Consider the following 23,747-nt stretch of genomic DNA (forward strand, 5'->3'; position numbering starts at 1 on the left):
ATGAACTTAAAAATTAATTTAATCATCCGATTCTTTATGATCCTAATTCTTTCCCATTTTCTTTGGAATTGCCAATCTAAAGAACAAGACCGAGAAGGTATTTCTTCCCTTGTGATTAACAATTTACTAAATGGTGTGGTCGATAAAAACAAATCCCTTGTCGTGATGGAAGTGGCCGATCTTGCCGGATCGTTTACAGGAACTTGTTACGATACTTTTCAATGGAATGGAGGAAATGTAGGACCCACTGCTTATTTCAACACTCCACCCGGTGGTTCTGGCGGAGCATTGAATACCAATATTAAAAAATATGCGGTTTCTACTTCTTCTTGTTCAGAGTTAGGATTTACTAGTGGGAGTAATTTTGGATCTACTTCACAAAGGCCAAATCCTAATGATCAATTTACCTTTAAGATGTTTAGCTGTGATCCCAATAATAACCCTTGTTCTAAATCGGCCATCACAGCTGCAGGATTTTGAAATTAAAAATTGATGTTTACCACTTTTGGTACATTTGTTCCGCAAAGCCAGCAAGGTCTTTGACTTCTAACTTTGTACCATCGTCTAAAATCACATAACCATTATAATGTCCAAAAGCTTTATTCAAATAAGCTTCCGTTTTTAGTAGTTCTAAAATTTCGGCAAAGGAAAAGTTTTGATACAATTGTTTCAAAAATCCAAACATACCTTTAAGATCAATGTCAGAATGCAAAACATACACTGGGGTGAAATCTAATTCCAACCGACCTTCGTTACTGATGAATTTCCAAGGTTTTGAGTAATTGGTTACATCATACTTCCAAATGACTTTATCTAGTTTATGAACTTTGCCTTTATAAACGATTCCGTTTTCTGTTGCTTGGTCCGGAGTTCCAAACCCATAACCCAAATTTAGACTAAGTACTTCGTCTTTGACAAGACCCGCACCTGCTGCCCAAAGCCATTTGTTTTTTTCTGGCCAAGTTCCTCTCCCCCAATCAAGAACCGCATAACTTTTGTCATTAAACTCATAAGTTACGTTGTTGTATTGGATCGAACCCTTACAAACTAAACTTGGCATTTTGTATTCATAAAAGAATGTAGATTCAGAAAAAGGAGTGATGACTGCGAGTGCTTCAGGGGCTTTTTCTTCTAATTCGAAATTTCCTTTAATCAATTCAGATGAAGAATCCCCTAGGATCGAATACTCGATGATTCTTTTTCCTTTTAATTTTGTAATACGAATGAACTGATCTCCTTTTTTAAATTCAATGGGATCGGTTGTATTTGTTGGAAAAAAGATTTCTCCAGGTCTGACTAATTCTGTTTTTGAAAAAATGGCCTTTCCCGTTCCAAACTCTAAAAGTTCAATGCTGCCCATGGCCAAATTTCCAATGTCAGTGACAGTAATGGCTCCACCAAATTTTTCATTATAAAAAGTATAATGTTCCCAACGTTTGTATCGTTTAGGATCTACTTTGATTTTGGATTCATCAATCTGAAAGAAAGGGTATCTGGCCCAACCAGAAATATTTAACTTACCATCTTCTTTTAAAAGCGAAACACTCGATTTGATTTCTGTTTGTTTTGTGGAACTCAGATCCGGTTCTGGAATGAGAGATATAATTTTACCTTGTTCGTCTTTTACTTCATTTGGTTCTAATTTGGAACCAGAACAAGAATAGATTAAAAGAGATGATACGATGCATACGCCAATAACGAACGATAACATCGATATTTTATTTGTCATAGATTTTCCCCGTGAGTGGCAATGAGAACATTAGCGGGTAAAAATCGTCAATCCTTCTTATTGATCCAATTGTATTCTGTATTAGAAAATTTAGATATAGCAAAAAGTCTTTTGATTTTGGTAATTCAAACGAATCATTCTCCTTAAAAAGGAAAACTGATGTCATGAATTGAATGACATTAGAGAGAATCTAAAACGACATCGATGAAAAAAGAATAACCCAATTCATTCACTTTAGAAAACACAATTACGTTCTTTTTTAATTCTTTATCCCAATAAGGATCACTTACCTGCCAATTTTCTGCATCTCGAAACACTTGTTTGACGTGTTTATAAAAGAAAGGCATATAAGACCAGTTTTTCTGAAGCATAGATAAGTTTTCGACAAATCCAAACTCATTTGTTCGCACGTAATATGGTGAAACTTGTGTTCCTGACCAATCTGTAATATAAACACGTTGGATTTTTTGGTCTAATTTAAAAAAGGAATGTGGATCAATGATCACACGATTTTCCAAAATTAATGTTTTTAAAGAAAGTTGATCCAGTTGGAGTTTAATATTTTTTTCAAACTCAATCTCCATTGCCACTTCTCTTCGTTTCTGTTCATGATACAATTGTAAGTGAGGAACGACTAAATCACAAATACTTTGTTTATCTTGGTTAAATTCAGACGGTCTTCCTAAAAAGTAACCTTGTAACAAACTCGCACCAGAGCTAATGGCTCTATATAATTCTTCCTCTGTTTCAATTCCTTCAAAAAGTAATTGGGATCCAATACTTAGAGAAATCTGCTTTAAGTATTCTAAGATCGATTGGAATTCTCTTTTTTCGATGGATTTTTTTAATAAATTTAAATCAATTTTAATGATATCAGGTTTAATAGCACCTAATCGCTCTAAGTTGGACGATTCCGATCCAACGTCATCTAGTGCAATTCCAAATCCTTGTTCTCTTAATAATTCAACACCGGCCGCCAAAACATCGGTTCCATAACTTCCTGATTTTTCAGTGATCTCAATCACAATACGATCTAAAGGAATTCCGTAACTATTCACTAAATCTGAAATTGGTAATGAATTGGAACGGCTTTCTTCATATTCCAAAATGACTTGGTCCGGGGACATATTTACAAACAAACGATCGTTCGTTGATTGAATTCGAGTTAAAGCTTGCCCCAGTAATTGTCTGTCAATGGAACTCATGCGAAGGGCTGTGACATGGGGATCGCTAAATTCAGGGATCGAAACCAAATTTCCAGATTCTTCTCGCCTTCGGCCAAGAGATTCGTAGGCAACCACCGTCTGCTCCTCTACAGAGAAGATTGGTTGGAATAGAGGTACATATTGATTCACTAACATGGTTTCCAAAGTGCTCAGGTTTCCTTAGAAACCAATATCTGTTTTAACGGAATTAAATTCAATAAATTAAACTATTTCTTTTCTGAACCAAGTTCTAAGCCTGGTTTTCTTAAAAATAGACAAGTCTTGACCCATTTCCTAGCCTTTCTTAGACTCACGGAAGATGCACCGCTTCCTTTTCCTGTTTGGAATTCTCCTCGCTCCCACCGGGGCAAGCCCAGCTCCCGAAACCAAATTTCGAATCCTTCGACTGAAAGGATCTGTTTTTCTATGTTAAAACAAAAAACCAATACCCGATTTTTACCCAAGGGTCTCAGTATTTTATATGAAGATCGGGACATCCTCGTCGTCGACAAACCTCACGGACTCCTTACAATCGCAACTGAATCGGAAAAATCAAAAACGGCTTATGCGGCTCTGATGGATTATGTGAAAAAAGGAAGTGAAAGATCAAAAAATAGAATCTTCATTGTCCATCGTTTGGACCGAGAAACATCAGGAATTTTGGTTTTTGCAAAAACAGAAACTGCCAAACAAACCTTACAAGAATCATGGGAGAAAACAAAAAAAATCTATCTTACTGTGAGTCATGGCGTTTGGAAAGAAAAGTCAGGAACCATTCAATCCTATCTTGTGGAATCCAAAGCACATAGGGTGTATTCCACTGACGAACCAGAATTAGGAAAACTCTCTAAAACTAAATTCAAAGTTCTAAAAGAAACCAACTTTTATTCTTTATTAGAAATCGAACTCTTAACTGGTCGAAAGAACCAAATTCGTGTCCATCTCTCTGATAAAAAACATCCCATTGTAGGGGATACAAAATATGGAAACGACGCAAGAACTTACCCTCGCATGGCATTACATTCCTTTTCAATCCAATTGACTCATCCGTTTAGTAAAAAATTACTTACATTTGAAACCAAAATCCCAAGTTTTATTTCGGGGCTTGTTGGCGGTTACGAAAGGATCTCAAATGAAACATAAAGGATTTATCTTTGATATGGATGGGGTTGTGGTTGATAACCATTCCTTTCATTTTAAAGCATGGATGGAATTTTCTAAAAAATATAATTTTCCATTAAATTCCGAAATCTATCGAGATACATTTAACGGCAAAACCAACTCTGATCTCTTTCGTATGATCTTTGGAGATATTTCTGACAAAGAATGCAAACTGTATGGGGATGAAAAAGAAAGTTGGTATCAGTCTCTATACCAAAAAGAAATGAAACCACATACTGGACTGGTGGATTATTTAAAGCACTTAAAAGAACAAAAAGTTAAAATTGCATTAGGAACTTCTGCTCCTACAATGAATGTAAATTTTACTTTGGATAATTTATCCTTAAGGCATTTTTTTGATGTAATCATCGATGGCTCTCAAGTGAGTCAAGGCAAACCTCATCCACAAGTGTACCAACTCTGTGCCAAAGAATTGGGGCTAGACCCGAAAGATTGTGTAGTGTTTGAAGATTCCCTTGCTGGTTTAGAATCAGGAAAGTCTGCAGGATGTTCCATCATTGGAGTGGCCACATCACATACAGAATCAGAACTAAAAAGTCACGTAGAACAAATCATTTATGACTTCACAAACCCAATTGTTTTAGAGTTATAAAAGAGAGTTACTCTTGAAAGTCAGTGAGTAAGTTTCCTTTTTTGTTTGAAAGATCAATACGAATGACGGCCGTTCTACCTTCATCAGTGTAAGACAAATCATCAAAGGACAATTTACGGGCCATAAAAATTCCTCGACCATGGGTTTTAAAAGCATTTTTTGTCATAGCTTCCACTGACAAATACCTTTGCCAATCAAACCCTTTTCCTTGGTCGCTCACTCGAATCTCTACATGTTGTTCATTCTTTTCAAAAGTTACTTTGACAAATTTATCTCTAAACTCAGGAGTTTCTAACCTTCTAAAAATTTCTTCCATCAGTTTGTCATTATCATGAAGTTCCGATTTTTCTTGATAAGATATACCTAAATTTCCATGTTCAATGGCATTGTTTAAAATTTCCATGATCCCAGTTAATACACGTTCTGGATCAGGACAAGCATTGGCAAGTAGTGGTGCCAACTCATGTGATTCGCGAATGGAACGAATGCGAAACTCACCCGTAAGCATATGCCGAAGAGCACCCATACCTTTGTGTAAATCTTCTTTAGCACGTTGGAGTTTGATAAAATGTTCCACCGCTGTTTGCACAATGCGAACGAGCAATGTTCTAGAATAAGGTTTTGTTAAATAATAAAAGGCTCCGGCATCTAACCCTTCTGTCATATCTGTGACAGAACTCATTGCCGTTTGAAAAATCACCGGAATGTCTTTATACTTTTCCGATCGTTTGATTTTTTTTAAAAGTTCGATCCCATCCATTTTTGGCATGAGTCGATCCAAAATAATAGCATGAAAAGCAAATGTATCTGAACTAAGAATTTGGTAGGCTTCTTCACCATCTTTTGCTTTGACAACAGTAAATCCTTTATCTGACAAAGATTCATCAATGATCATTAAATTGATCATCTCATCATCCACTGCTAGTAGGTTAATCATTTAAGACCCTCGCGAGAACAAGGAATTAACATCGTAAAAATAGCTCCCTTTACTTCATGGTTCTCGGCATACAACAGTCCGTGGTGGTCATTGACAATTTCCCTGGAAATGGACAAACCAAGTCCAGTACCCTTAGTACCTGCTTTTACTTGTTTGGATTGAATGAATTTTTCAAAAATTTTATCCAAATCCTCCGGAGGGATCCCCGGCCCAAAGTCACGAATTTGTATTCCGATACCATTGACATATGACTGAGTTTTTCTCGGAATAAATTCTCTTCGAATCATACTAATTTCAATATTAGTGTCATTTGGGATGAATTTTAATGCGTTCGACAGAATATTTCGTATCACCTGCTGGATCCGTTCATAGTCAAATTCTGCTTCCCAACGTTCTTCCTTATCTACTAAAACAACTGTGATTCCTCTTTTTTCCAAAATCACACGCATTTCGTTGATCACAAATTTTGTTGTTTCTTTCAGGCAGTTCTTTTCAAAAAGATATCGCATTTTTCCGGATTCTAGTTTGGCAATGTCTAATAAATTTTCGAGTAGACCTAACAGTCGTTTTCCTGAGGAATCAATGATTTGAAAGTATTCTTTAATTTTTTCAGGAGTGACAGAGGCCGATTTTTCTTCTCCGAGTTCTGCGTAACTTAGAATCGCATGGATCGGAGTTTTGAGTTCGTGAGAAATATTAGCAAGAAAAAGTGATTTCATGTAAGACGCTTCTTCCGCAATATTTTTGGACATTTTTAAGTCCATTGTCTGACTTTCTACCAAATCTTCTAAATGATTTCTATATTGATAAAGTTCTTCTTCTTGTTGTTTACGAAGGCTAATGTCCCTAAGAATTCCAGTAAACATCTTACCTGATTTACTTCTAAACTCACCAACTGATAATTCACAAGGGAATTTTTCACCTGACTTACGTTGTGCGACTAGTTCTCTCCCCACACCAATGATATGTTGCATTCCGGTTTCTTTATACCTTTTTAAAAATACATCATGTCTGTCTTTATAATCACCAGGTATGATAATGGAAATGTTTTTACCGATTACCTCTTCTTGATCGTAACCAAATGTTTTTTCTGCCGTTTTATTAAAAAATTGAATGGTACCTTCGTCGTTAATGATGATGATTGAATCGGCGGCATTTTGAGCCATAGAAAGAAACCTAGATTCACTTTCGAGAAACGCATTTTCTAAACGTTTCCTTTCTGTGATATCTCGATGATTGGACATGATATATCCTTCATAGAGAACCACAAAACGCACTTCCACATGACGAACATTTGGTTCAATTCCATAGGAATACTCTTTCCAAAACACCTGGCTTTTTTTCTCAGAAAGATAATCCAAAGCCTCTGTTGTAATTTCACGTAAGTAAGGCGGTAAACCTACATCAATGTGTTTTCCGAGAAGTGTTTCTGGTTTATCTCCAATGTTCACAAACCTTGAAGACTTATAATCAACAATGATTCCATCTCGATTGATTTTGAGCCAAAAATCTGGATTGGATCTTAAGAGATTTTCCAATTCCCGCAAAACAACTTCGGGAGGGAAGTCGGATGGGTTTTGCCAAATTCGGGAAAAAGAAGAATTAGGTGCCATTCATTAAAGTCCTGAGAATGAATCTCTGAGAGAACGCTATTTTCGGAAAGAAATTGTAAGAAAAGAGCGCGAAAAAAGAATCAACGTAAGGATTCTCCTCTTGTTTTATAACCACCTGATCAAACCAATCCTATTTCATTTAGATCCAGAATCGGCACACCATCTGGTCTCTGGTTTCCTTTCCCTTTCGGAAAAGATCCCATTTTTTCACAAAACCCTCTCTTCCCTTTTCGAGTACAAATCCGAAAGATTGAAACAAACCATCCAAGGAATCCAGTTTCCCAATCCTCTCGGTCTTGCCGCAGGTTTTGATAAAACAACAGAACTTTTCCCCACAATGATTCATATGGGATTTGGATTTATCGAAGTCGGAACCATCACTGCCAAAGGACAACCAGGCAATGAGAAACCTAGACTTTTCCGTTATCCCAACCACAAAGCACTCATCAACCGTATGGGATTCAATAACCCAGGAGCTGACATTGCAGAATCCAATTTAAAGAAACAACCAAAGTTGGGAATTCGCGGGATCAACGCCGGAAAATCAAAAGTCACTGAGCTAGAAGATGCTGTGAGTGATTATGTTTATACTTTAAAGAAACTAGTACCTTATGGGGATTATGCCGTCATCAATATCAGTTCTCCGAATACCCCAGGCCTTCGTTCCCTCCAAACCAAAAAAAGTTTAATCGATCTCATCCAAGGAATTCAAACGGCTTTTGATCAGAAGTTTCCCATTCCGTTGTATTTAAAATTTGCTCCCGATTTGTCAGAAGAAGAACTCATGGAAAATCTAAAGGTTTGTTTGGATTATAAAATTAGTGGTGTCATTCTCACAAACACAACACTGAATAAAGAAATTCTTGGCGAAGTAAATCCGCCAGAAGGTGGGCTCTCAGGCGATCCACTGTTTGAAAAGTCTCTTCGATTTGTTTCTCTTGCTTACAAAACACTCCAAGGAAAAATTCCCATCATTGGTGTGGGTGGAATTGATTCTGGAGAAAAGGCAGTTCGTATGATTGAAGCCGGTGCAAATCTAATACAAATCTATACAGGTTATATTTATGAAGGTCCTTTTTTACCTTATCAAATCTGCTCTTATCTCGACAAAACTCTAAAACAAAAAGGGCTCACTCATATTTCAGAACTTGTTGGGAAAGGAAATAGTTAATGACAACCGCAAGTCCTGGAACAAAAATCTGTACTCATTTCGGAACCTGTGGTGGTTGTAATTATTTAGATATTGATTACACCAAAGAACTGCGTAAAAAAGAACAAAATATTAAAGAACTATTCAAAAGTTATCGCCACTTAGAATTTCGAACCATTGTTCCTAGTCCCTCACCCGAATATTACCGTCACAAAATCCAACTCCCTTTTGGAAGACGTAATATTGCCAACAAAACCTTACTTACATTAGGTCTTTTTAACCGGGAATCCACTTTTGTCCTCGACCAAACCGAATGCCAAATCCAAGACCCTGGACTTACAGAAATTGCCCTCGCCGTCAAACAATGGGCTAGGCGAGAAGGACTGCTTCCTTATAACGAAAAATCTAAAAGGGGGATGATGAAATATCTTGTGGCAAGAAAATCATTTTCCACTGGTGAAATCATTTTAGGAATTGTCACTGCCAAAGAAGACCTACCACATGCCAAAGATGCTTCGAAAAGACTCCACACTGCCATCCAAAACCGAATAGGTAAAACAGGAAAGTTTGGAAAAATTGTGGGTATCATCCAAAATATCAATACCAAACATACAACAATGGCACTCGGTCGCGAAGAACATTTGTTATGGGGTAGACCTTACATCCATGAACATTTTGGAAAACATAAATTTCGAGTAGGTCTTTCCACCTTTTTACAAGTAAACCCCATCCAAACTCCAAGTTTGTACAATTTGGTCCTTGATGAAGTGGAACCAGAATCTCGGGTCATCGATGCTTACTCTGGAATTGGAACTATTTCTTTTTGGATCGCGGGAAATTGTAAAGAAGTGATGGGGATCGAAGAAAATCCCAATTCCCACAAAACCGCACTGGAATCAGTCAAATACAACAAAGTACATAATGTACGGTTTCGCAAAGGAAGAGTTGCTGAAGTATTACCCACTCTTTTTGGAAAAAACTATGATACCTTAGTTCTTGATCCTCCGCGCACAGGACTTGGAGTCGAGGTGGCAGAAACCATCCTCGGAATGGGCTTTAAAAAAATCGTTTATGTTTCTTGTGATCCCGTTAGTCTCAGAGAAGATACAAATCTCCTTGCGAGGCAGTATTTTTTAAATTCGGTCCAACCTGTGGATATGTTTCCTAGAACTGATCACGTCGAAACCGTGGCCGTTTTTAGGAATAAAAATCTCACATAACATCCATTACAAACTCAGAGGCTTTTTTACTAAAAGCCATAATGGTAAAACTTGGATCCACACTCACTCCCGTAGGAAATACGGAAGAGTCAGCGACAAACAAATTTTGAAATCCATGCACTTGGTGCCGTGAATTCACCACGGATGTTTCTCTCGATTTTCCCATCCGACAACCACCCGCCGGATGAGGAGCCGCCATTGGGAATTCAGCCGGTCTCCAAGCAAGAGTATCAATTTCTTCCTTTTTGGGAAGTTTTGTATATTTACGAAGTTTCATACCCGCAAGAAAAACTTCCTTAGCCCCAGCTTCAAAATTCAACTTCATTTGTTTGTAAGTAAGGTCGCTAAAGATTTGTTTGGTGATCTTTCCAAAAGGATAATGAATTTTTCTTTTTCCAAATAAATCCACTTCGATCCTTCCTAGTTCTCCATCCACATCATCAATCCAACCGATGGTTCCCCCTAAATTTTCCATTTGTTTCATATAATGAAAATGGTCTTTTCCAAAACTTGGAACAAGAGCGGCTAAAGTTGCCGGTTGCAATTGGTTAGGCATTAACATATACCCACCCTCACGGTATTTTCCATTTTGGAATCTAGCCAATCGGAAATCCTCTACCCCATAAGCAGCCGGGATATTACGCCACTGAACAATCGGCTCTTCATATAACGCATGTACCATGGGAGAGGGATTGATCGCAAGGAACTCACCAAGAGCTGGTAACTGTTTTTTGAAACCATTCTTAAGTAAAAAAGTAGAACTACCAAATCCTCCTGCAGAAACACAAACTGCTTTGGCTCGAAATGTGATTTTGGTCTTCGTTGGTCGTAGTGTCCTTCGATCAATCACCACTGCTTCAAGACCGGTCACCTTTTGTCCTCGAATGATTAGTTTTTCGGCCCGAAGGTCTGTATAAACATCAGTTCCTAGTTGCACGGCTCTCGGAATATGAGTCACAAGCTGCGACTGTTTGGCGCCAAACATACAACCTTGCATACAATGTCCCGACTTCTGGCAGTTTTTTCGGGCTTGTGGGACAGCATGACCTTCCCAACCTAATCTTTGTGATGCGTTACGAAAAAGTCGGTTCATGGGGTTAAAGTATTCTTCTCCCGCAGGAGTCACATGAAGGTCAGCCTCGAGTTCCGGCCAATAAGAATGTAAATCTTCAGGAAGGTGGTGTTCAATCCCATATTTCCGATTCCATAATAACAATCTGTCTTCAGGAGTGCGGTAACTGTCTGCCCAGTAGTGAACCGAGGCACCCCCTAAATTATTTCCGTAAACAAGATTGATTCCACCATCCGCTGTGGTATGGAAATTTCTCTCAGCAGAAACTTTGCCTCCCATATTCAGTTCATGATTGTCAAAAGTTCCGGTATGATAATTCCCACCTTGTTCGAGGAGAGCTACCTTAATTCCTTTTTTGGAAAGTTCATAAGCCATGGTAGAACCACCGCAGCCCGAACCAATCACTACTACATCAATGGAAATTGTTTCGCCATTCGCATAACTTTTGTAATCACGATAACTTCCTGATTTCATCTTAGAGTTCCCTTCCCTTTAATAGATTTTGGTAGTGGATTCTTGCCTCACTCCATTTCTCCGGGGGATTTGCAAAAGGACCTGGGTAGGAAATAGGAGCCCAAGAAGACTTATGCCCATAATAAACAAGACAAACTAAAAGTTTTAAATTCCCTACAACAGCCCGAACAATATCAGAATCTGTATCTGCTAATTCTATTAACAAAGTTTCTCTTTTCTCTTTAGAAAGATTTGAAAAAAGACTAAAATTTCCATAGAAAAGAGGGAGGTATTCTAAAACCATCACCGCAGAATGGAAATCTTCTTGGATTTCTTCCGAAACAAAATACAATTCTTCATCCAATCTTCGCATAACATCCGCTTTTTCTAAATTTGGCATTTCAGGTTCTGCGATGGGAAGAACTACTTCTGCAAAAGCAGTCACCGTTTTAACTTCTGAATCACTAAAATAGAAATAACGGATTTTGGATTTGATTCCCGCACAAAATAATAATAAAGCCAAAAAGGATTTTCTAGAGAAAGAGTACATAGATTCTTCCTTGGTTTTTTTCTTCTTTTACAAAGTTCGAAACTGGTTTCCCACCGAGAGACAAAAAAGCATCTCCATTGGCTGCCATATCCCAAATTTCACCTCGAAAAAACACATTGATTCCTGCCTTTACTTTAGGATCTTTCAAGCGGCCGGACATAGCATATTTTTTCCAGGCAGTTTTTTCTGAAATATTACCTATATCTTTTTTTTCCACATCACTTGGATTCGCATAACCGTTGTAACCATTCCATTTATTAGTCCAAGAATCAATTGGTGCCACAAAAGAAGGGACAGCTAAAAGTTCAGCCTCTGATTTTTTTAGTTCTTTGTAAACTTCTGGAAACCAAGAATCAGCACAAACCATAGTGTATAACTTACCAAGTGAGGTTTGGTAGATTGCGTTCTCTTCTAATTTCCCTTCTTTTAAAAATTCTTTCTCTTCAATAATGGGAAAGAGTTTGCGTACAATTTGGTCGTCCACTCGGCCATCTGGATGAAAATAGAAACTCACATTTTCTAAGGGACCGTCTGTGGGAGTGATTTTTCCTTCAATGACTTTGGGATGAGGAAGTACAATAGAACCTGCTACGATAGAGACCCGATACTCCCTGGCCAGTCTTGCAAATACCGATTGGTATCTGTCTGCCATTTGCCAAGCCTTCATCCGAAAAAGTGTCTCCTTCAAGGTATCTGTTGAATAAGAAGTGTTAAATAAATAATACCAGAGAAAGGAACCTAAGTTATGTTTTACCAAAACTTCCATAGCTTCCTGAATTGTATTCGATGCAAAAATGGATTTATCATCACCAGTCACGACAAGCCAAGTTCCAATATATTCAGGTAGAACAATGATACTTCGATCTACGAAAAGAAGTTCCTTTTCCTTTGTTTCTTGGAGGTAACCCTTCAAAACAAAATAGAAACTATCTTCTGTTGCGTAACTGTACTTGTTTAGGTAAGGCTCAATCCCTACAAAACTTCCGCGTTTCCCCACTCCTTCCTTTTGAATGTAAACCTTTGGACTTGGAAGGTACTTGGAGATTTCCTCTTGTGGTACAACTTGCTTTTGGCAGTGGACTGTAAAAACTGTAATGGTTACAAAAACAGAAAAAGAAACGGGAAAACGCATCCACCAAATCTACTACACATTTTCGTTTCAGACAATATTTAATTGTGTTCTTAGTTTTTTCTTTTATTTTGACCTTATTCTATGAAAGAGAAACCTGCTCCCAAAAAAATCGTTCTCGCTTACTCCGGAGGACTCGATACTTCCGTCATCCTTGCTTGGTTGAAAGATACCTACGGTTGTGAAGTCGTTGCTTTTTGTGCCGATGTTGGTCAAAAAGAAGAACTTACCGGTCTGGAAGAAAAAGGAAAAAATACCGGAGCTTCTAAAGTTTACATCCAAGACTTACGTTTGGAATTTGCACGTGACTTTATTTTCCCTGCCATTCGCGGAAATGCAATTTATGAAATGCGTTATTTACTCGGAACTTCTCTCGCGCGTCCTCTCATTGCCAAAGCAATGGCAGAAGTTGCTACAAAAGAAGGAGCCGATGCTTTTTCTCATGGTGCTACCGGAAAAGGAAACGACCAAGTTCGATTTGAACTCACTTTCAAAGCTCTTTCGCCTAACTTACAAATCATTGCCCCTTGGAGAACTTGGGATTTTGGTGGCCGAGCTGATCTGATTGAATACGCAAAGAAAAAAGGAATTCCAGTTCCTGTAACAGCTGCTAAACCATACAGTATGGACAGAAACCTAATGCACCTTTCTTTTGAAGGGGGAATTTTAGAAGATCCATTCAACGAACCAAAAGAAGATATGTTTATCCTAACCGTATCTCCCGAAAAAGCTCCCGACAAACCAACTTACCTAGAATTGGATTTCGAAAATGGAGACTGTGTTGCTATCGATGGAAAAAAAATGAATCCACTCGAAGTGATGGAGACCCTAAATGATTTAGGTGGAAAAAACGGTGTAGGAAGAGTGGACATTGTCGAAAACCGACTTGTGGGAATCAAATCACGCGGAGTCTATGAAACTCCAGGTGGAACTATCCTTCACATTGCCCACCGCGATTTGGAATCCATCACACTGGATCGTGACACCCAACACAAAAAGGATGAACTCTCTCAAGAATTTGCTCGTTATATTTACAACGGCCAATGGTATTCCAACCAAATGAATGCTTTACGAGCTTACATGGACTACACTCAAAAATATGTCAATGGAACCGTTCGAGTGAAACTGTACAAGGGAAATTGCACGGTTGTCGGACGTAAATCCAACAAGTCTCTTTACAATGCAGGATTATCCACTTTCGAAAAAGAAGAATTGTACAACCAATACGATGCAGAAGGTTTTATCAACCTTTACGGACTTCCTATGAAAGAGTGGGCAAGGGTAAACAAATAAGATGAAAAATATCGCCGTATATCCAGGTTCTTTTGATCCGTTCACCAACGGTCATCTCGACATTATCCGGCGAGCTCATCCGTTATTCGAAGAGATCATCATTGCTGTAGCCATTAACTCCAAAAAGTCTTCGCTTTTTTCTTCCGAGGAAAGAGTGGAGATGATTGGTAAGGTCTTTAAAGGTTGGGACAAAATTAAAATCGATACTTTTGAAGGCCTCACTGTAGATTATTGCAAAGAAAAGAACTCACGTGTCATTTTACGTGGGCTTCGTGCTGTTACAGATTTTGATTATGAATATGCGATTTCCCTAATGAATAAAAAATTAGCCCCAGAAATCGAAACTTATTTCTTAATGGCAGACAATGAATACTCATTTGTGTCCTCAACAATCGTCAAAGAAGTAGCAAGGCATGGTAGAGCAGTGTCCAACCAAGTCCCTGATGTTGTGGGTGAAGCTCTGGCTAAAAAATTTTCCGCTTAAGTAGAAAGTGAGGATTTTATGAGAACACGTTCTTCTTTTTTTTATGGATTCACCTTACTAATATTTGGAACCCTTGGTTACCTTCTTTTAGAAGCAGGGAACTTACTGGAAGTCACAAAAAATATCATTCCTGTAAGTGCGGAAAACTTAGATACAGAGAATTTTTTTAACCGCTTCCACCACCCCTTAGCACTCCTTTTCCTCCAAATCATCATCGTTTGTGGATCGGCAAGATTTGTTGGATATATTTTCTCTCGTAAACTCAAACAACCTTCCGTGATGGGAGAAATTGTTGCGGGGATTTTACTCGGACCATCTTTACTTGGTTACTACTTCCCAGAGACAATGGGGTTTTTGTTTCCACCCACAAGTTTACCAACACTCGGAACTTTAAGCCAAATTGGTTTAGTTCTTTTTATGTTCATCATTGGGATGGAACTAGATCTTTCCGTTCTCAAAAACAAAGCCCACTCGGCAATTATCATCAGTCATGCGAGTATCATCTTTCCTTTCTTTTTAGGAATGATTTTGGCTTATTACTTTTATACTGACTATGCACCTGAAAATGTAGGTTTTTTGTCTTTTTCGCTCTTTATGGGAATAGCAATGAGTATCACGGCCTTCCCAGTCCTTGCCAGAATCCTTCAGGAAAGGAATCTCACAAGAACTCCTCTCGGGGCCATGGTTCTCACCTGTGCCGCAGCGGATGATATCACGGCTTGGATCTTACTTGCGATTATTGTTACCATATCCAAAGCCGGGAACTTAAACACAGCCCTCTTTACCATTGGATTATCTTTTGCTTATATCCTAAGTATGATCTATTTAGTGGCACCCTTTCTCAAACGATTGGGATCCATTTATATTTCTCGTGAAAATCTAACACGATCTGCAGTGGCTCTCATCCTAATGATTCTGTTTTTATCCTCACTCACTACAGAAGTAATAGGAATCCATGCATTGTTTGGTGCCTTCCTTGCCGGTGTGATTATGCCTTCCGAAGGAAATCTAAAAAAGCTGATTGCTGAAAAGATCGAAGACCTTGCTGTCATTTTATTTCTCCCTATTTTTTTCGTGATCACCGGACTTAGAACGGAAATTGGACTTCTGAGCGGTTCTCATCTTTGGATGGTATTTGGTTTAGTGATCCTTGTTGCGGTTGTTGGAAAATTTATAGGAAGTGCTTTTGCTGCAAAGATCGCAGGATCCAATTGGGAAGATTCACTTTCCATCGGTGCCCTTATGAACACAAGAGGCCTTATGGAACTTGTGGTTCTTAACATTGGATACGATCTTGGAATTTTAAGTCCAGAGATCTTTGCCGTATTTGTCCTTATGGCACTTGTGACCACTCTTTCTACTGGACCACTTTTGGATGGAATCCAAAAGATCTTTTCAAAATCGGAAAAACAAATTCCCGCAGAAAAACCAATGGACCACAAATTACGTGTGTTAGTGGCATTTGCTCAAGAAAAAATGGGAAAAAGTTTAGTTAGGCTTGCTTATTCTCTCTCCGGCAACCAAAAGAAAAATTTAGATATCACCGCCCTTCATATTTCCCCGAACGATTCCCTTTCCAATGAAGAAATTCGTCGTTACCGAGATGCTAGTTTTGAAGCCATCCGCCAAACAGGCTCCAGTATGGGAATCCAAGTCCAAACAGAATATCGGATTACAGACAACGTGACATATGAAATTGTCAACTTTGCTAAAGTCAAACATACGGACACCTTATTCATTGGTGCCGCCAAACCTTTATTTTCCCGAAGTTATACGGGAGGCAAAATCAAAGGAATTTTGAACTATTGCCCTGCAACCGTTGGAGTTCTCATCGATAATGGCCTCGATTCTCTGGAAAAAATTGCGATTATTTATAAGGGAGAAAAAGACCCAATCCTTGGTTTTGCTCAAAAACTAACTTCGCTCAAAGGAATGAAGTCGAACAAAATTAAGGTGGACGATTTGGTCCAACCGGAAACGGATTTGAATCCCTATCCCATTTCCTTAAATAAAATCACGGGTTTTTCATTGATCCTGATTGATTTGAACGTTTGGGAAGAACTGGGTTTTGAAAAGATGGACCTACTCCCCACTTCATTTCTTTTGGTTCGTTTTTTAGCTACCTAAAGATTCGATTGCTTTTTTCGGTTTCTCCAAGCTACTGGAGATATGGAAAGAACTTTTATCATGCTTAAACCCGATGCTGTAAAAAACAAACACATCGGTGACATCCTTCAAAGAATTGAAAAAGAAGGATTTAAAATCCTAGGAATGAAATTCCTAAAACTCAGCCTCGAAGACGCAAAACAATTTTACGCAGTCCATGCGGCTCGTCCATTTTACAATGATCTTTGCACATACATGGCATCTGGCCCAATCGTTGCTTGCGCTCTTGAAAGAGACAATGCAGTGACTCATTGGAGAGATGTGATTGGTGCCACTGATCCAAAAGAAGCAAAAGCGGGAACCATCCGTGCTCTTTTTGCAGAAAGCAAAGAAGCTAACGCAGTTCACGGTTCTGACTCTGTCGCAAACGCGCTCCAAGAAATTGCGTTTTTCTTCAAAGGGTATGAACTCAATTAATTTGAAACCAACCAAACGATCGGTTCTTTAGGTAGGACCGGTCTTTTTCCTGTGTCATCATCCTTTCTCCAAATTCTAAAAACTTCCAAACAACTTTTTGATTCTTTTTTTGAGTCCTATACTAAGAAATTATTCCAACCACAGACTCGCATAACGGATGCTTGTTTGTATAGTTTAAGGGCCGGGGGAAAAAGAATCCGACCGATTTTTGTGCTCAATTCTTTTTTGAATCCAGAAGCTGTGATGAGAGAATCTGGTTTCCATAATCACAAGCCGGCGTATTTAGCGGCGCTTGCCGTTGAGTGCATTCATACCTATTCTCTCATCCATGACGACCTTCCGGCTATGGACAATGACGACACTCGGCGAGGAATGCCCACTTGCCATATCCAGTTTGATGAGGCAACCGCCATCCTTGCGGGCGATGCACTTAACTCCATTAGTTTCTATTTGTTATCTCTACTCGAACCCACAGACCCAAATGCCATTCGTGATTCCATCCAAATCCTACACAAAGGTGCCGGAATGAATGGGATGATTCTTGGGCAAATGGAAGACATTGAAGAAGAAAAAAATCCAAGCACTAGTGATCAGGAATCTAGACTATGTTCCATCCACGAAAAAAAAACGGGAGCTCTCATTGAAGCATCCTTTCTACTAGGGAACCGACTCCGCCCCGACTGGTTGGAAAGAGAATCCGTAATTTCTAGTTATGCGAAAGAAATTGGATTATTATTCCAAATTACCGATGATATCTTGGATGTAGAAGGGAATCTGGAAGAATTAGGAAAAACTCCTGGTAAAGATGCCAAAGCCGGTAAACTCACCTACCCTAGCCTTTATGGATTGGAAACCGCTAAAAAACTAAGAGATGAGTCCGTTACAAAGGCAATTTCTCTCGTTTCTGAATTACCGTCTTTAAACAATGAATTCTTTTTAGGACTGCCAAAATACATTGCCGAAAGAAAAAAATAGACTCGATGATTTTCTCGTTCGTGAAGGTTATGCGATCGATTTAAAAAAAGCACAATCTCTCGTTTTGTCCGGTTCCGTCCTTGTAAACGATATTGTTGTTTCTAAAATTGGAACAAAAATTTCTCCCAAGGACATAGTCCGCACCAAAGAAAAAATCAAAACCTACGTATCTCGAGGAGCTTACAAACTTCTTGGTGCTTTTGATTCCTTTCCCACATCCAATGTGGAAAACAAAACTTGTATCGATTTGGGTGCCTCCACCGGGGGTTTTTGCCAGGTCTTATTGGAAAAAGGGGCAGCTCGAGTCATTGCAGTGGATGTTGGTTATGGACAACTAGCCCAAAAGATAGCAAACAATCCCAAAGTCACCGTCTTTGATCGCACCCATCTAAAAGACCTTTCCATCACAGAGTTAGAACCTTTAACAGAAGAAACTTGGATTACTATGGATTTGAGTTTTATTTCTTTGGTTCCGGTTTTTGGATCATTGATTGTACTTTTTCAATCCAAACCAAAGATTGTTTGGCAAGGGATTTCTTTATTCAAACCTCAATTCGAAGTTCATCCATCCAAATTAGAAAAAGGTGTTCTAAAAGATTCGCATCATATTGGTTATACGATTAGAACAATATGGCGTAAGATCAAAAACTTAGATTCAAGACTTAAATTTTTAGGACTCGCGGAATCTCCCATCCAAGGTGCCGACGGGAACAGAGAGTTTCTGATTCGATGGGAATGGAAGGATTCGGTAAAATAACCTTAGACAGTAAAACCAGAGACAGCTTCTTTCAATTGGTCTGTGGTGAAAGGTTTCATCAAATAGGCATAAGACGGGTTATTATTGATTCGGTGTTTGGCTGTATCGTCCAAAAATCCGGTTAAAAACAAAACCGGTACAGAGAATTGTTCCCTTAAGGATTCTGCCGTTTCGATCCCATTCAAAGAACCTTCCAAATTAATATCCATTAAAATAAGGTCCGGAACCTTTTCCGAAACTATTTGGAAGGCCTCATCCCCAGAAGGTACAACAGCAATCACATGAAAACCAAAAGATTCGATTTTCTGTTTGATATTGAGCCCGAGGAAGGGTTCATCCTCCACGATGAGGATGTTCTTTTTCGTCATATATGCTTTATTTTATAAGGGGGGGTCTGTTAAAAAGTAAAAATACTCTATGGCAGATAAAAGTAGCAAACAACCGGAGAATGTCCCAGGGAAATACTATGTCGACCAGACCTGTGTTCCTTGTAACGACTGCATCAAGGAAGCCCCTGGTTTACTCCAATACAGCTCGGATGAAAGCCATATTTTCTTCAAAAACCAACCAACAACTCCCGCTGAAGAAAAACAGGCGAAAGCTGCAATGGCCATGTGTCCAGTGGACGCAATTGGCGATGACGGCGAATAATTAAGAATTATAGAATATTCTGATATTTTCAGCCACTACGATAGGTTTCTCCAAATGGATTGCATGTCTAACCTTTGGAATCCAAACTAATTTACTTTTTTTGATGTAAGATTTCATTTTTTTCATCATAAACGGTGGAGTGATTTCGTCTTCTGCTCCAGCAAGTATCAAAGTAGGAATTTTTATTTCTTTAATTTTTGAATCAAAAAAAATCTCATTTTCTCTACGTAAGGTATTTTCTTGTAAGTATTCATTTGGTTTTTCATTCCAAATTGTAACAAGAGTATGGCGAAATAAATATCCAGGTTCGGGAAATTCTTCTCCATAAAGATAACGAAGGAGTAATACCACCTGTTTTTCGGTTTTAGGAAATAGAATTTTTCGCATTCTTTCTCGTTCTGGATGTGGAATCCCGCCCGGAGCAAGAAGAATTAGTTTTTTGACTATTTTTAAGGAATCCTTCAGAACTAGATGTTGAGAAGTAAGTCCCCCCATGGAATGACCTACTAGACAAATATCTTTTAGATCTAATTTTTGAAAACACTCAAGAAGTAAATCTGCCCATACATCAATTTGGTATAAATATTTTACTAAGGGTAGTTTACTTTGACCATAACCAGGTAAGTCAAATACATAGAGTGGGTATCCATCATCTAACAACTCTTTTACGACCCTTCGAAATCCAAAACTTTCATCAAGTAAACCATGAAAAAAAACGATGGGTTTTTTGTTGCCATTTCCAAATTTCCAATAAAAAATGTTATGCCCACCCATAGCTACGAAACAGGGGATTCCGCCCATATTTTTCATTGATTTACGTCTCTGGGACTGATAATTTCGAAATAAGCTTCGGTAAAAATATTTTATCATAATGTTAAATTCAAAAATCGAAAGACTATCGCAGCTACTTTCCCATTCCCAGAATGGATTGGTTTTCGTCGATCTTAAATCCAAACAAGTCCTTTATATTGACGAAAACACAAGGGAACGTTTGGAACTTAAAAATCAAAAGTCATTGGAAATCCAAAATCTTTTTTATGACTATGACCTTTTAATTTCAGAAATTCATACACATCCCCATTCGAAAAGTGACTACAAATGGTTCCTAAAAAATCAAAATTCGGAAAGGATTGCTGTATCTGTTCATTTTTCCTCACTAATAGAATTCTTTGATCCTGACACAGAGATATATTCATTTACGATCAACTGGAATCATGAATATGCAGGCGAAAATTCTGAAATTGTAGACCATTTAGAAATTCCTTTCTTACAAGCAGATTTAAATGGAAACATTACTTATGCGAATACGCGGTTCGTTCATTTTTTTCAATTATCAAATGAAAAAATTCAATCCTATAATGCTTTTGAAATACTTCGATTATCTGAAAATTTTAAACAAGAAATACTCAAACAAAACATAAAACGGATTATCGAATTCCAACCACAGAAAGGTAAGTTGGTTAGTTTTCAGCTTCAAAGTTTTATCACAACGGACCAAGGCAAACAAACTGGCATTACAATCCTTCTTTTAGATCTTTCTGAGTTACAAAATGCGGAACGTATTCTCAAATACGGTGAAGATAAATTACGAACATTCTTTGCGACAATGAATAATGGTTTTGTAATCATTAACCAAGAAGCAAAAATAATAGAAATTGCGCCCATATTTAAATTTCTATTATTTCAAGTTTTTGCATTTGAAGTTGGTGAAGATATCTTCCATTTTTTTGATGAAAAAGTAAGATCTAAAATGCTTAATGTTTTGAATTCTGTCGTAGAAAATCAAAACGTTGAAACCACAGAATTCGAATATTTACTCCTTGGTGAAGAACGGACTTTTGAAATTCGCTTTATACCTGTCAGGCGATATGATCCTTATGATAAAAAAATAATGTTAGTTTTCTCGGATATTACTGAAGCAAAACAAATGGATCGTCAATTGATAGAATCAATGAAATTTGCAAGTATCGGTGAAATTGCCGCAGGCCTTGCGCATGAAATTAACAATCCACTCCAAAGTGCTCTTTTGTATTTAGATGATTTAATTACAGTGGATGAAACCGATCCGAATGAAAGACGTAATATTCTAAAAAAAATTGAATCTGCAAATCTACGCATTCGAGACTTGGTGAAAGCATTACTTGATTTAGGAAGGATGGAAAGTCCAAATCGGGATTTTGTTTCCCCTTATTATATTTTGGTTCGTACAAGTGAACTTGTAGAAGTGAGTTGCCGAAAGAAGAACATTGATTTTAAAAGGCGGGCCAATCCAAATTTACCGGGAATTTTTGTTCGATGGCAGGAAATTGAACAAGTATTAATTAATTGTGTGGTAAACTCCATCAATGCACTTTCAGAAATGGAGAGTTTGAGACAGTTTCCAAAAATTGAATTGGGTATCGATTTAGTAAAAAATCAAAAAAAAGAATGGGTTGTTTTTACCGTCGAAGACAATGGACCAGGGATTGATGACGAAACTTTAGAAAAAGTTTTTTTACCATTATTTACAACAAGAAGAAATAAACAAGGTACTGGCTTAGGGTTGTCTATTTCAAAGAAGATCATCGCAGAACACGGTGGCGAAATCTATATTAAAACAAAGGAAGGAACAGGAACAAAGGTAGAAATTTACCTTCCTGCTCATACAGACGATAATGGATAAAATTTTAATCATAGATGATGAAGAAGACATTCGAATTGCCTTAAAAAGAGTTTTATCTCGCGAAGGATACCAAATTGAACTTGCGGAATCGGCTACAGAAGCGATCCAAAGAATTTCTGCAGGAGAAACTTTTTCAATCGTAATTTCTGATATTCTAATGTCTGGAATGTCAGGAATTGATTTCACCAAATTCATCGCAGAAAAACAAATTAATCTACCTGTCATTTTGATTACCGGAAATCCAAATTTATCTTCTGCAGAATCAGCAATTCGTTATCATGCTTTTGAATATATTTCTAAACCTGTAGATAAAACCCAAATTCTTTCCGTTGTAAAACGAGCTCTAGAGGTTAAGAACCAAAAAGATTCTGATCTCGAAAAACTAATGTTATCGGAAAAATTAGAAAAAGCCCTTCGAACACAAAACTTAGATTTAAATAGACAAAACGCGGCCATACTCAATGCAACATCGGATGCCGTAATCACAATTGATTCTAAATTAACAGTTGTTTCGGCAAACAAAGCAAGTTTTGAAATGTTTCGATTTAAAATTCCTTTAGATTTAATTGGGCAGTCAGTAAGGATTTTATTCACAGAAAATAAAATGCAAAAATATATGACTCAGGTTTCAAAAGTTTTAAATGAAGAATCCAATCAATCTACTTTGCAATTATCGGATGTTACTTTATTACGTTCGGATTCTACAACATTTTTAGCGGATATTGCCATTTGTTCTTATAGTTTGGATGGGGATACTTATTACACTGGTGTGATCCGAGATGTAACACAAAAGAAGTTGATGGTAGAACAACTCATCCATTCAGAACGAAGAGCATTTTTATCTGTAGTGGCCGCAAGCATTGGACACGAAATCAATAATTCACTTACCGCCATCCAAGGTTTTGTGGAAATGGCCTCCAGAGAAAATGCCGATAACATGTTAAAAGATAGAGCCTTAAAAGTAACCCTCAACCAAACTGAAAAGTTAAGAGCGCTTACCTCAAACTTATTACAACTAGGAAAATCTTTAAAATCTAACGGTGAACAATCAAAAATTTTAGATTTAAATAAAGAAGTTAATTCTGTTCTTCAAGTATTCAAAGAAACAGCCAAATTAAAATACTGTCAGATCAAAAGAGAAGAATCTACGGAAGAAATTCCGATCCGAATGAATTCAGACCAATTTGCTCTCTTGCTTTCCAATATCTTACTAAATGCAGCTGATGCTACTAATAACATTGGAACCATTGAAATTTCGTCCTATATTGATCAAAAAAATTCCCATCTAGTCATTACTGATGATGGCGAAGGTATGTCCCAAGAAACTTTAGATAAAATTTATGAACCCTATTTTACAACTAAGGAATTAGGAAAAGGGACAGGTCTTGGAATGTTTGTTGTCAAACAAATCGTAGATAATTTTGAAATTCACTTAGAAATTGATTCAACTATTGGAAAAGGATCCAAATTTCATTTTATTTTTCCAAAGGTTTCAGAAACATAGTGACTT

Annotated in this window: 23 protein-coding genes; 14 read left to right on the top strand and 9 right to left on the bottom strand. The window is 37.8% G+C overall.

The genetic code is table 11. The features are described from left to right. Window positions 1-480, top strand: a complete 480-nt coding sequence (locus CH361_RS00140) for an LA_3150 family lipoprotein (protein ID WP_100788817.1) — start codon at window positions 1-3, stop codon at window positions 478-480. Between the two features lie 16 nt (window positions 481-496). Here the strand turns inward: CH361_RS00140 and CH361_RS00145 are convergent, their stop codons facing one another. Both CH361_RS00145 and CH361_RS00150 read right to left on the bottom strand, forming a co-directional pair. Beyond that, the gene (locus tag CH361_RS00145; RefSeq protein ID WP_100788818.1) at window positions 497-1,729 is read right to left on the bottom strand and encodes a DUF2804 domain-containing protein; all 1,233 of its coding nucleotides are present in this window, start codon (window positions 1,727-1,729) and stop codon (window positions 497-499) included. A gap of 179 nt (window positions 1,730-1,908) precedes the next feature. Continuing rightward, entirely contained in the window at window positions 1,909-3,090 is a 1,182-nt protein-coding gene (locus tag CH361_RS00150; RefSeq protein ID WP_100788819.1) for an EAL domain-containing protein, read from the bottom strand. A 270-nt stretch (window positions 3,091-3,360) separates the two neighbouring features. Here CH361_RS00150 and CH361_RS00155 point away from each other — a divergent pair, with 270 nt between their 5' ends. After that, window positions 3,361-4,077: an RluA family pseudouridine synthase gene (locus tag CH361_RS00155; RefSeq protein ID WP_100788820.1), complete on the top strand. Its 717-nt coding sequence runs from the start codon at window positions 3,361-3,363 to the stop codon at window positions 4,075-4,077. Further along, a complete protein-coding gene (locus tag CH361_RS00160; protein WP_100788821.1) occupies window positions 4,067-4,708 on the top strand; it encodes an HAD family hydrolase in 642 nt (213 codons plus the stop codon). The genes CH361_RS00155 and CH361_RS00160 overlap by 11 nt, the downstream gene beginning before the upstream one ends. 7 nt (window positions 4,709-4,715) lie before the next feature. On the opposite strand, the gene CH361_RS00165 is transcribed toward CH361_RS00160, so the two are convergent. Both CH361_RS00165 and CH361_RS00170 read right to left on the bottom strand, forming a co-directional pair. Next, a complete protein-coding gene (locus CH361_RS00165) occupies window positions 4,716-5,645 on the bottom strand; it encodes a response regulator (RefSeq protein WP_100788822.1) in 930 nt (309 codons plus the stop codon). Further along, window positions 5,642-7,258, bottom strand: a complete 1,617-nt coding sequence (locus tag CH361_RS00170) for a sensor histidine kinase (RefSeq protein ID WP_100788823.1) — start codon at window positions 7,256-7,258, stop codon at window positions 5,642-5,644. The genes CH361_RS00165 and CH361_RS00170 overlap by 4 nt, the downstream gene beginning before the upstream one ends. 100 nt (window positions 7,259-7,358) lie before the next feature. On the opposite strand from CH361_RS00170, the gene CH361_RS00175 reads away from it, so the two are divergent. Further along, window positions 7,359-8,429 carry a quinone-dependent dihydroorotate dehydrogenase gene (locus tag CH361_RS00175; RefSeq protein WP_100788824.1) on the top strand — a complete coding sequence of 357 codons (1,071 nt, stop codon included), beginning with the start codon at window positions 7,359-7,361 and terminating at the stop codon, window positions 8,427-8,429. Continuing rightward, window positions 8,429-9,628, top strand: coding sequence for a 23S rRNA (uracil(1939)-C(5))-methyltransferase RlmD (gene rlmD, locus CH361_RS00180; RefSeq protein WP_100788825.1), 1,200 nt, complete (start codon window positions 8,429-8,431; stop codon window positions 9,626-9,628). The genes CH361_RS00175 and rlmD overlap by 1 nt, the downstream gene beginning before the upstream one ends. On the opposite strand, the gene CH361_RS00185 is transcribed toward rlmD, so the two are convergent. From CH361_RS00185 to CH361_RS00195, 3 genes are read right to left on the bottom strand one after another with little or no spacing between them, the layout of a single operon-like run. Then, entirely contained in the window at window positions 9,621-11,174 is a 1,554-nt protein-coding gene (locus tag CH361_RS00185; RefSeq protein WP_100788826.1) for an FAD-dependent oxidoreductase, read from the bottom strand. The two genes, rlmD and CH361_RS00185, sit on opposite strands and share 8 nt — an antisense overlap. Window position 11,175: 1 nt before the next feature. Further along, window positions 11,176-11,703, bottom strand: coding sequence for a hypothetical protein (locus tag CH361_RS00190; protein WP_100788827.1), 528 nt, complete (start codon window positions 11,701-11,703; stop codon window positions 11,176-11,178). After that, the gene (locus CH361_RS00195) at window positions 11,687-12,835 is read right to left on the bottom strand and encodes a nitrilase-related carbon-nitrogen hydrolase (protein WP_100788828.1); all 1,149 of its coding nucleotides are present in this window, start codon (window positions 12,833-12,835) and stop codon (window positions 11,687-11,689) included. Before CH361_RS00195 ends, CH361_RS00190 begins: the two co-directional genes overlap by 17 nt. 81 nt (window positions 12,836-12,916) lie before the next feature. On the opposite strand from CH361_RS00195, the gene CH361_RS00200 reads away from it, so the two are divergent. Genes CH361_RS00200 through CH361_RS00225 form a run of 6 tightly spaced genes read left to right on the top strand, consistent with a single transcriptional unit; the run spans window position 12,917 to window position 18,924 of the window. After that, complete coding sequence (locus tag CH361_RS00200; RefSeq protein ID WP_100788829.1) at window positions 12,917-14,125, top strand: argininosuccinate synthase; 1,209 nt, start codon at window positions 12,917-12,919, stop codon at window positions 14,123-14,125. A 1-nt stretch (window position 14,126) separates the two neighbouring features. Further along, window positions 14,127-14,609: a pantetheine-phosphate adenylyltransferase gene (gene coaD, locus CH361_RS00205; RefSeq protein ID WP_100788830.1), complete on the top strand. Its 483-nt coding sequence runs from the start codon at window positions 14,127-14,129 to the stop codon at window positions 14,607-14,609. Between the two features lie 18 nt (window positions 14,610-14,627). Further along, window positions 14,628-16,736, top strand: a complete 2,109-nt coding sequence (locus CH361_RS00210; protein WP_100788831.1) for a cation:proton antiporter domain-containing protein — start codon at window positions 14,628-14,630, stop codon at window positions 16,734-16,736. A gap of 42 nt (window positions 16,737-16,778) precedes the next feature. Then, a complete protein-coding gene (locus CH361_RS00215; RefSeq protein WP_100788832.1) occupies window positions 16,779-17,192 on the top strand; it encodes a nucleoside-diphosphate kinase in 414 nt (137 codons plus the stop codon). A gap of 51 nt (window positions 17,193-17,243) precedes the next feature. Next, on the top strand, window positions 17,244-18,167 hold the full coding sequence (locus CH361_RS00220) for a polyprenyl synthetase family protein (RefSeq protein WP_100788833.1): 924 nt from the start codon (window positions 17,244-17,246) through the stop codon (window positions 18,165-18,167). Further along, complete coding sequence (locus tag CH361_RS00225; protein ID WP_100788834.1) at window positions 18,148-18,924, top strand: TlyA family RNA methyltransferase; 777 nt, start codon at window positions 18,148-18,150, stop codon at window positions 18,922-18,924. The genes CH361_RS00220 and CH361_RS00225 overlap by 20 nt, the downstream gene beginning before the upstream one ends. A gap of 2 nt (window positions 18,925-18,926) precedes the next feature. Here the strand turns inward: CH361_RS00225 and CH361_RS00230 are convergent, their stop codons facing one another. Beyond that, the gene (locus CH361_RS00230; protein WP_100788835.1) at window positions 18,927-19,292 is read right to left on the bottom strand and encodes a response regulator; all 366 of its coding nucleotides are present in this window, start codon (window positions 19,290-19,292) and stop codon (window positions 18,927-18,929) included. 49 nt (window positions 19,293-19,341) lie between these two features. On the opposite strand from CH361_RS00230, the gene CH361_RS00235 reads away from it, so the two are divergent. Beyond that, a complete protein-coding gene (locus CH361_RS00235; protein WP_100788836.1) occupies window positions 19,342-19,575 on the top strand; it encodes a ferredoxin in 234 nt (77 codons plus the stop codon). Here the strand turns inward: CH361_RS00235 and CH361_RS00240 are convergent, their stop codons facing one another. Further along, complete coding sequence (locus CH361_RS00240; RefSeq protein ID WP_100788837.1) at window positions 19,576-20,385, bottom strand: alpha/beta fold hydrolase; 810 nt, start codon at window positions 20,383-20,385, stop codon at window positions 19,576-19,578. It abuts the gene before it with no gap. Window positions 20,386-20,446: 61 nt separating this feature from the next. Between CH361_RS00240 and CH361_RS00245 the strand changes: the two genes are divergently transcribed. Beyond that, entirely contained in the window at window positions 20,447-22,237 is a 1,791-nt protein-coding gene (locus tag CH361_RS00245; protein WP_100788838.1) for an ATP-binding protein, read from the top strand. Next, the gene (locus tag CH361_RS00250; protein ID WP_100788839.1) at window positions 22,230-23,741 is read left to right on the top strand and encodes a hybrid sensor histidine kinase/response regulator; all 1,512 of its coding nucleotides are present in this window, start codon (window positions 22,230-22,232) and stop codon (window positions 23,739-23,741) included. The genes CH361_RS00245 and CH361_RS00250 overlap by 8 nt, the downstream gene beginning before the upstream one ends. Window positions 23,742-23,747: the final 6 nt, after the last annotated feature.

The organism is Leptospira brenneri, from assembly GCF_002812125.1.
Classification (GTDB): domain Bacteria; phylum Spirochaetota; class Leptospiria; order Leptospirales; family Leptospiraceae; genus Leptospira_A; species Leptospira_A brenneri.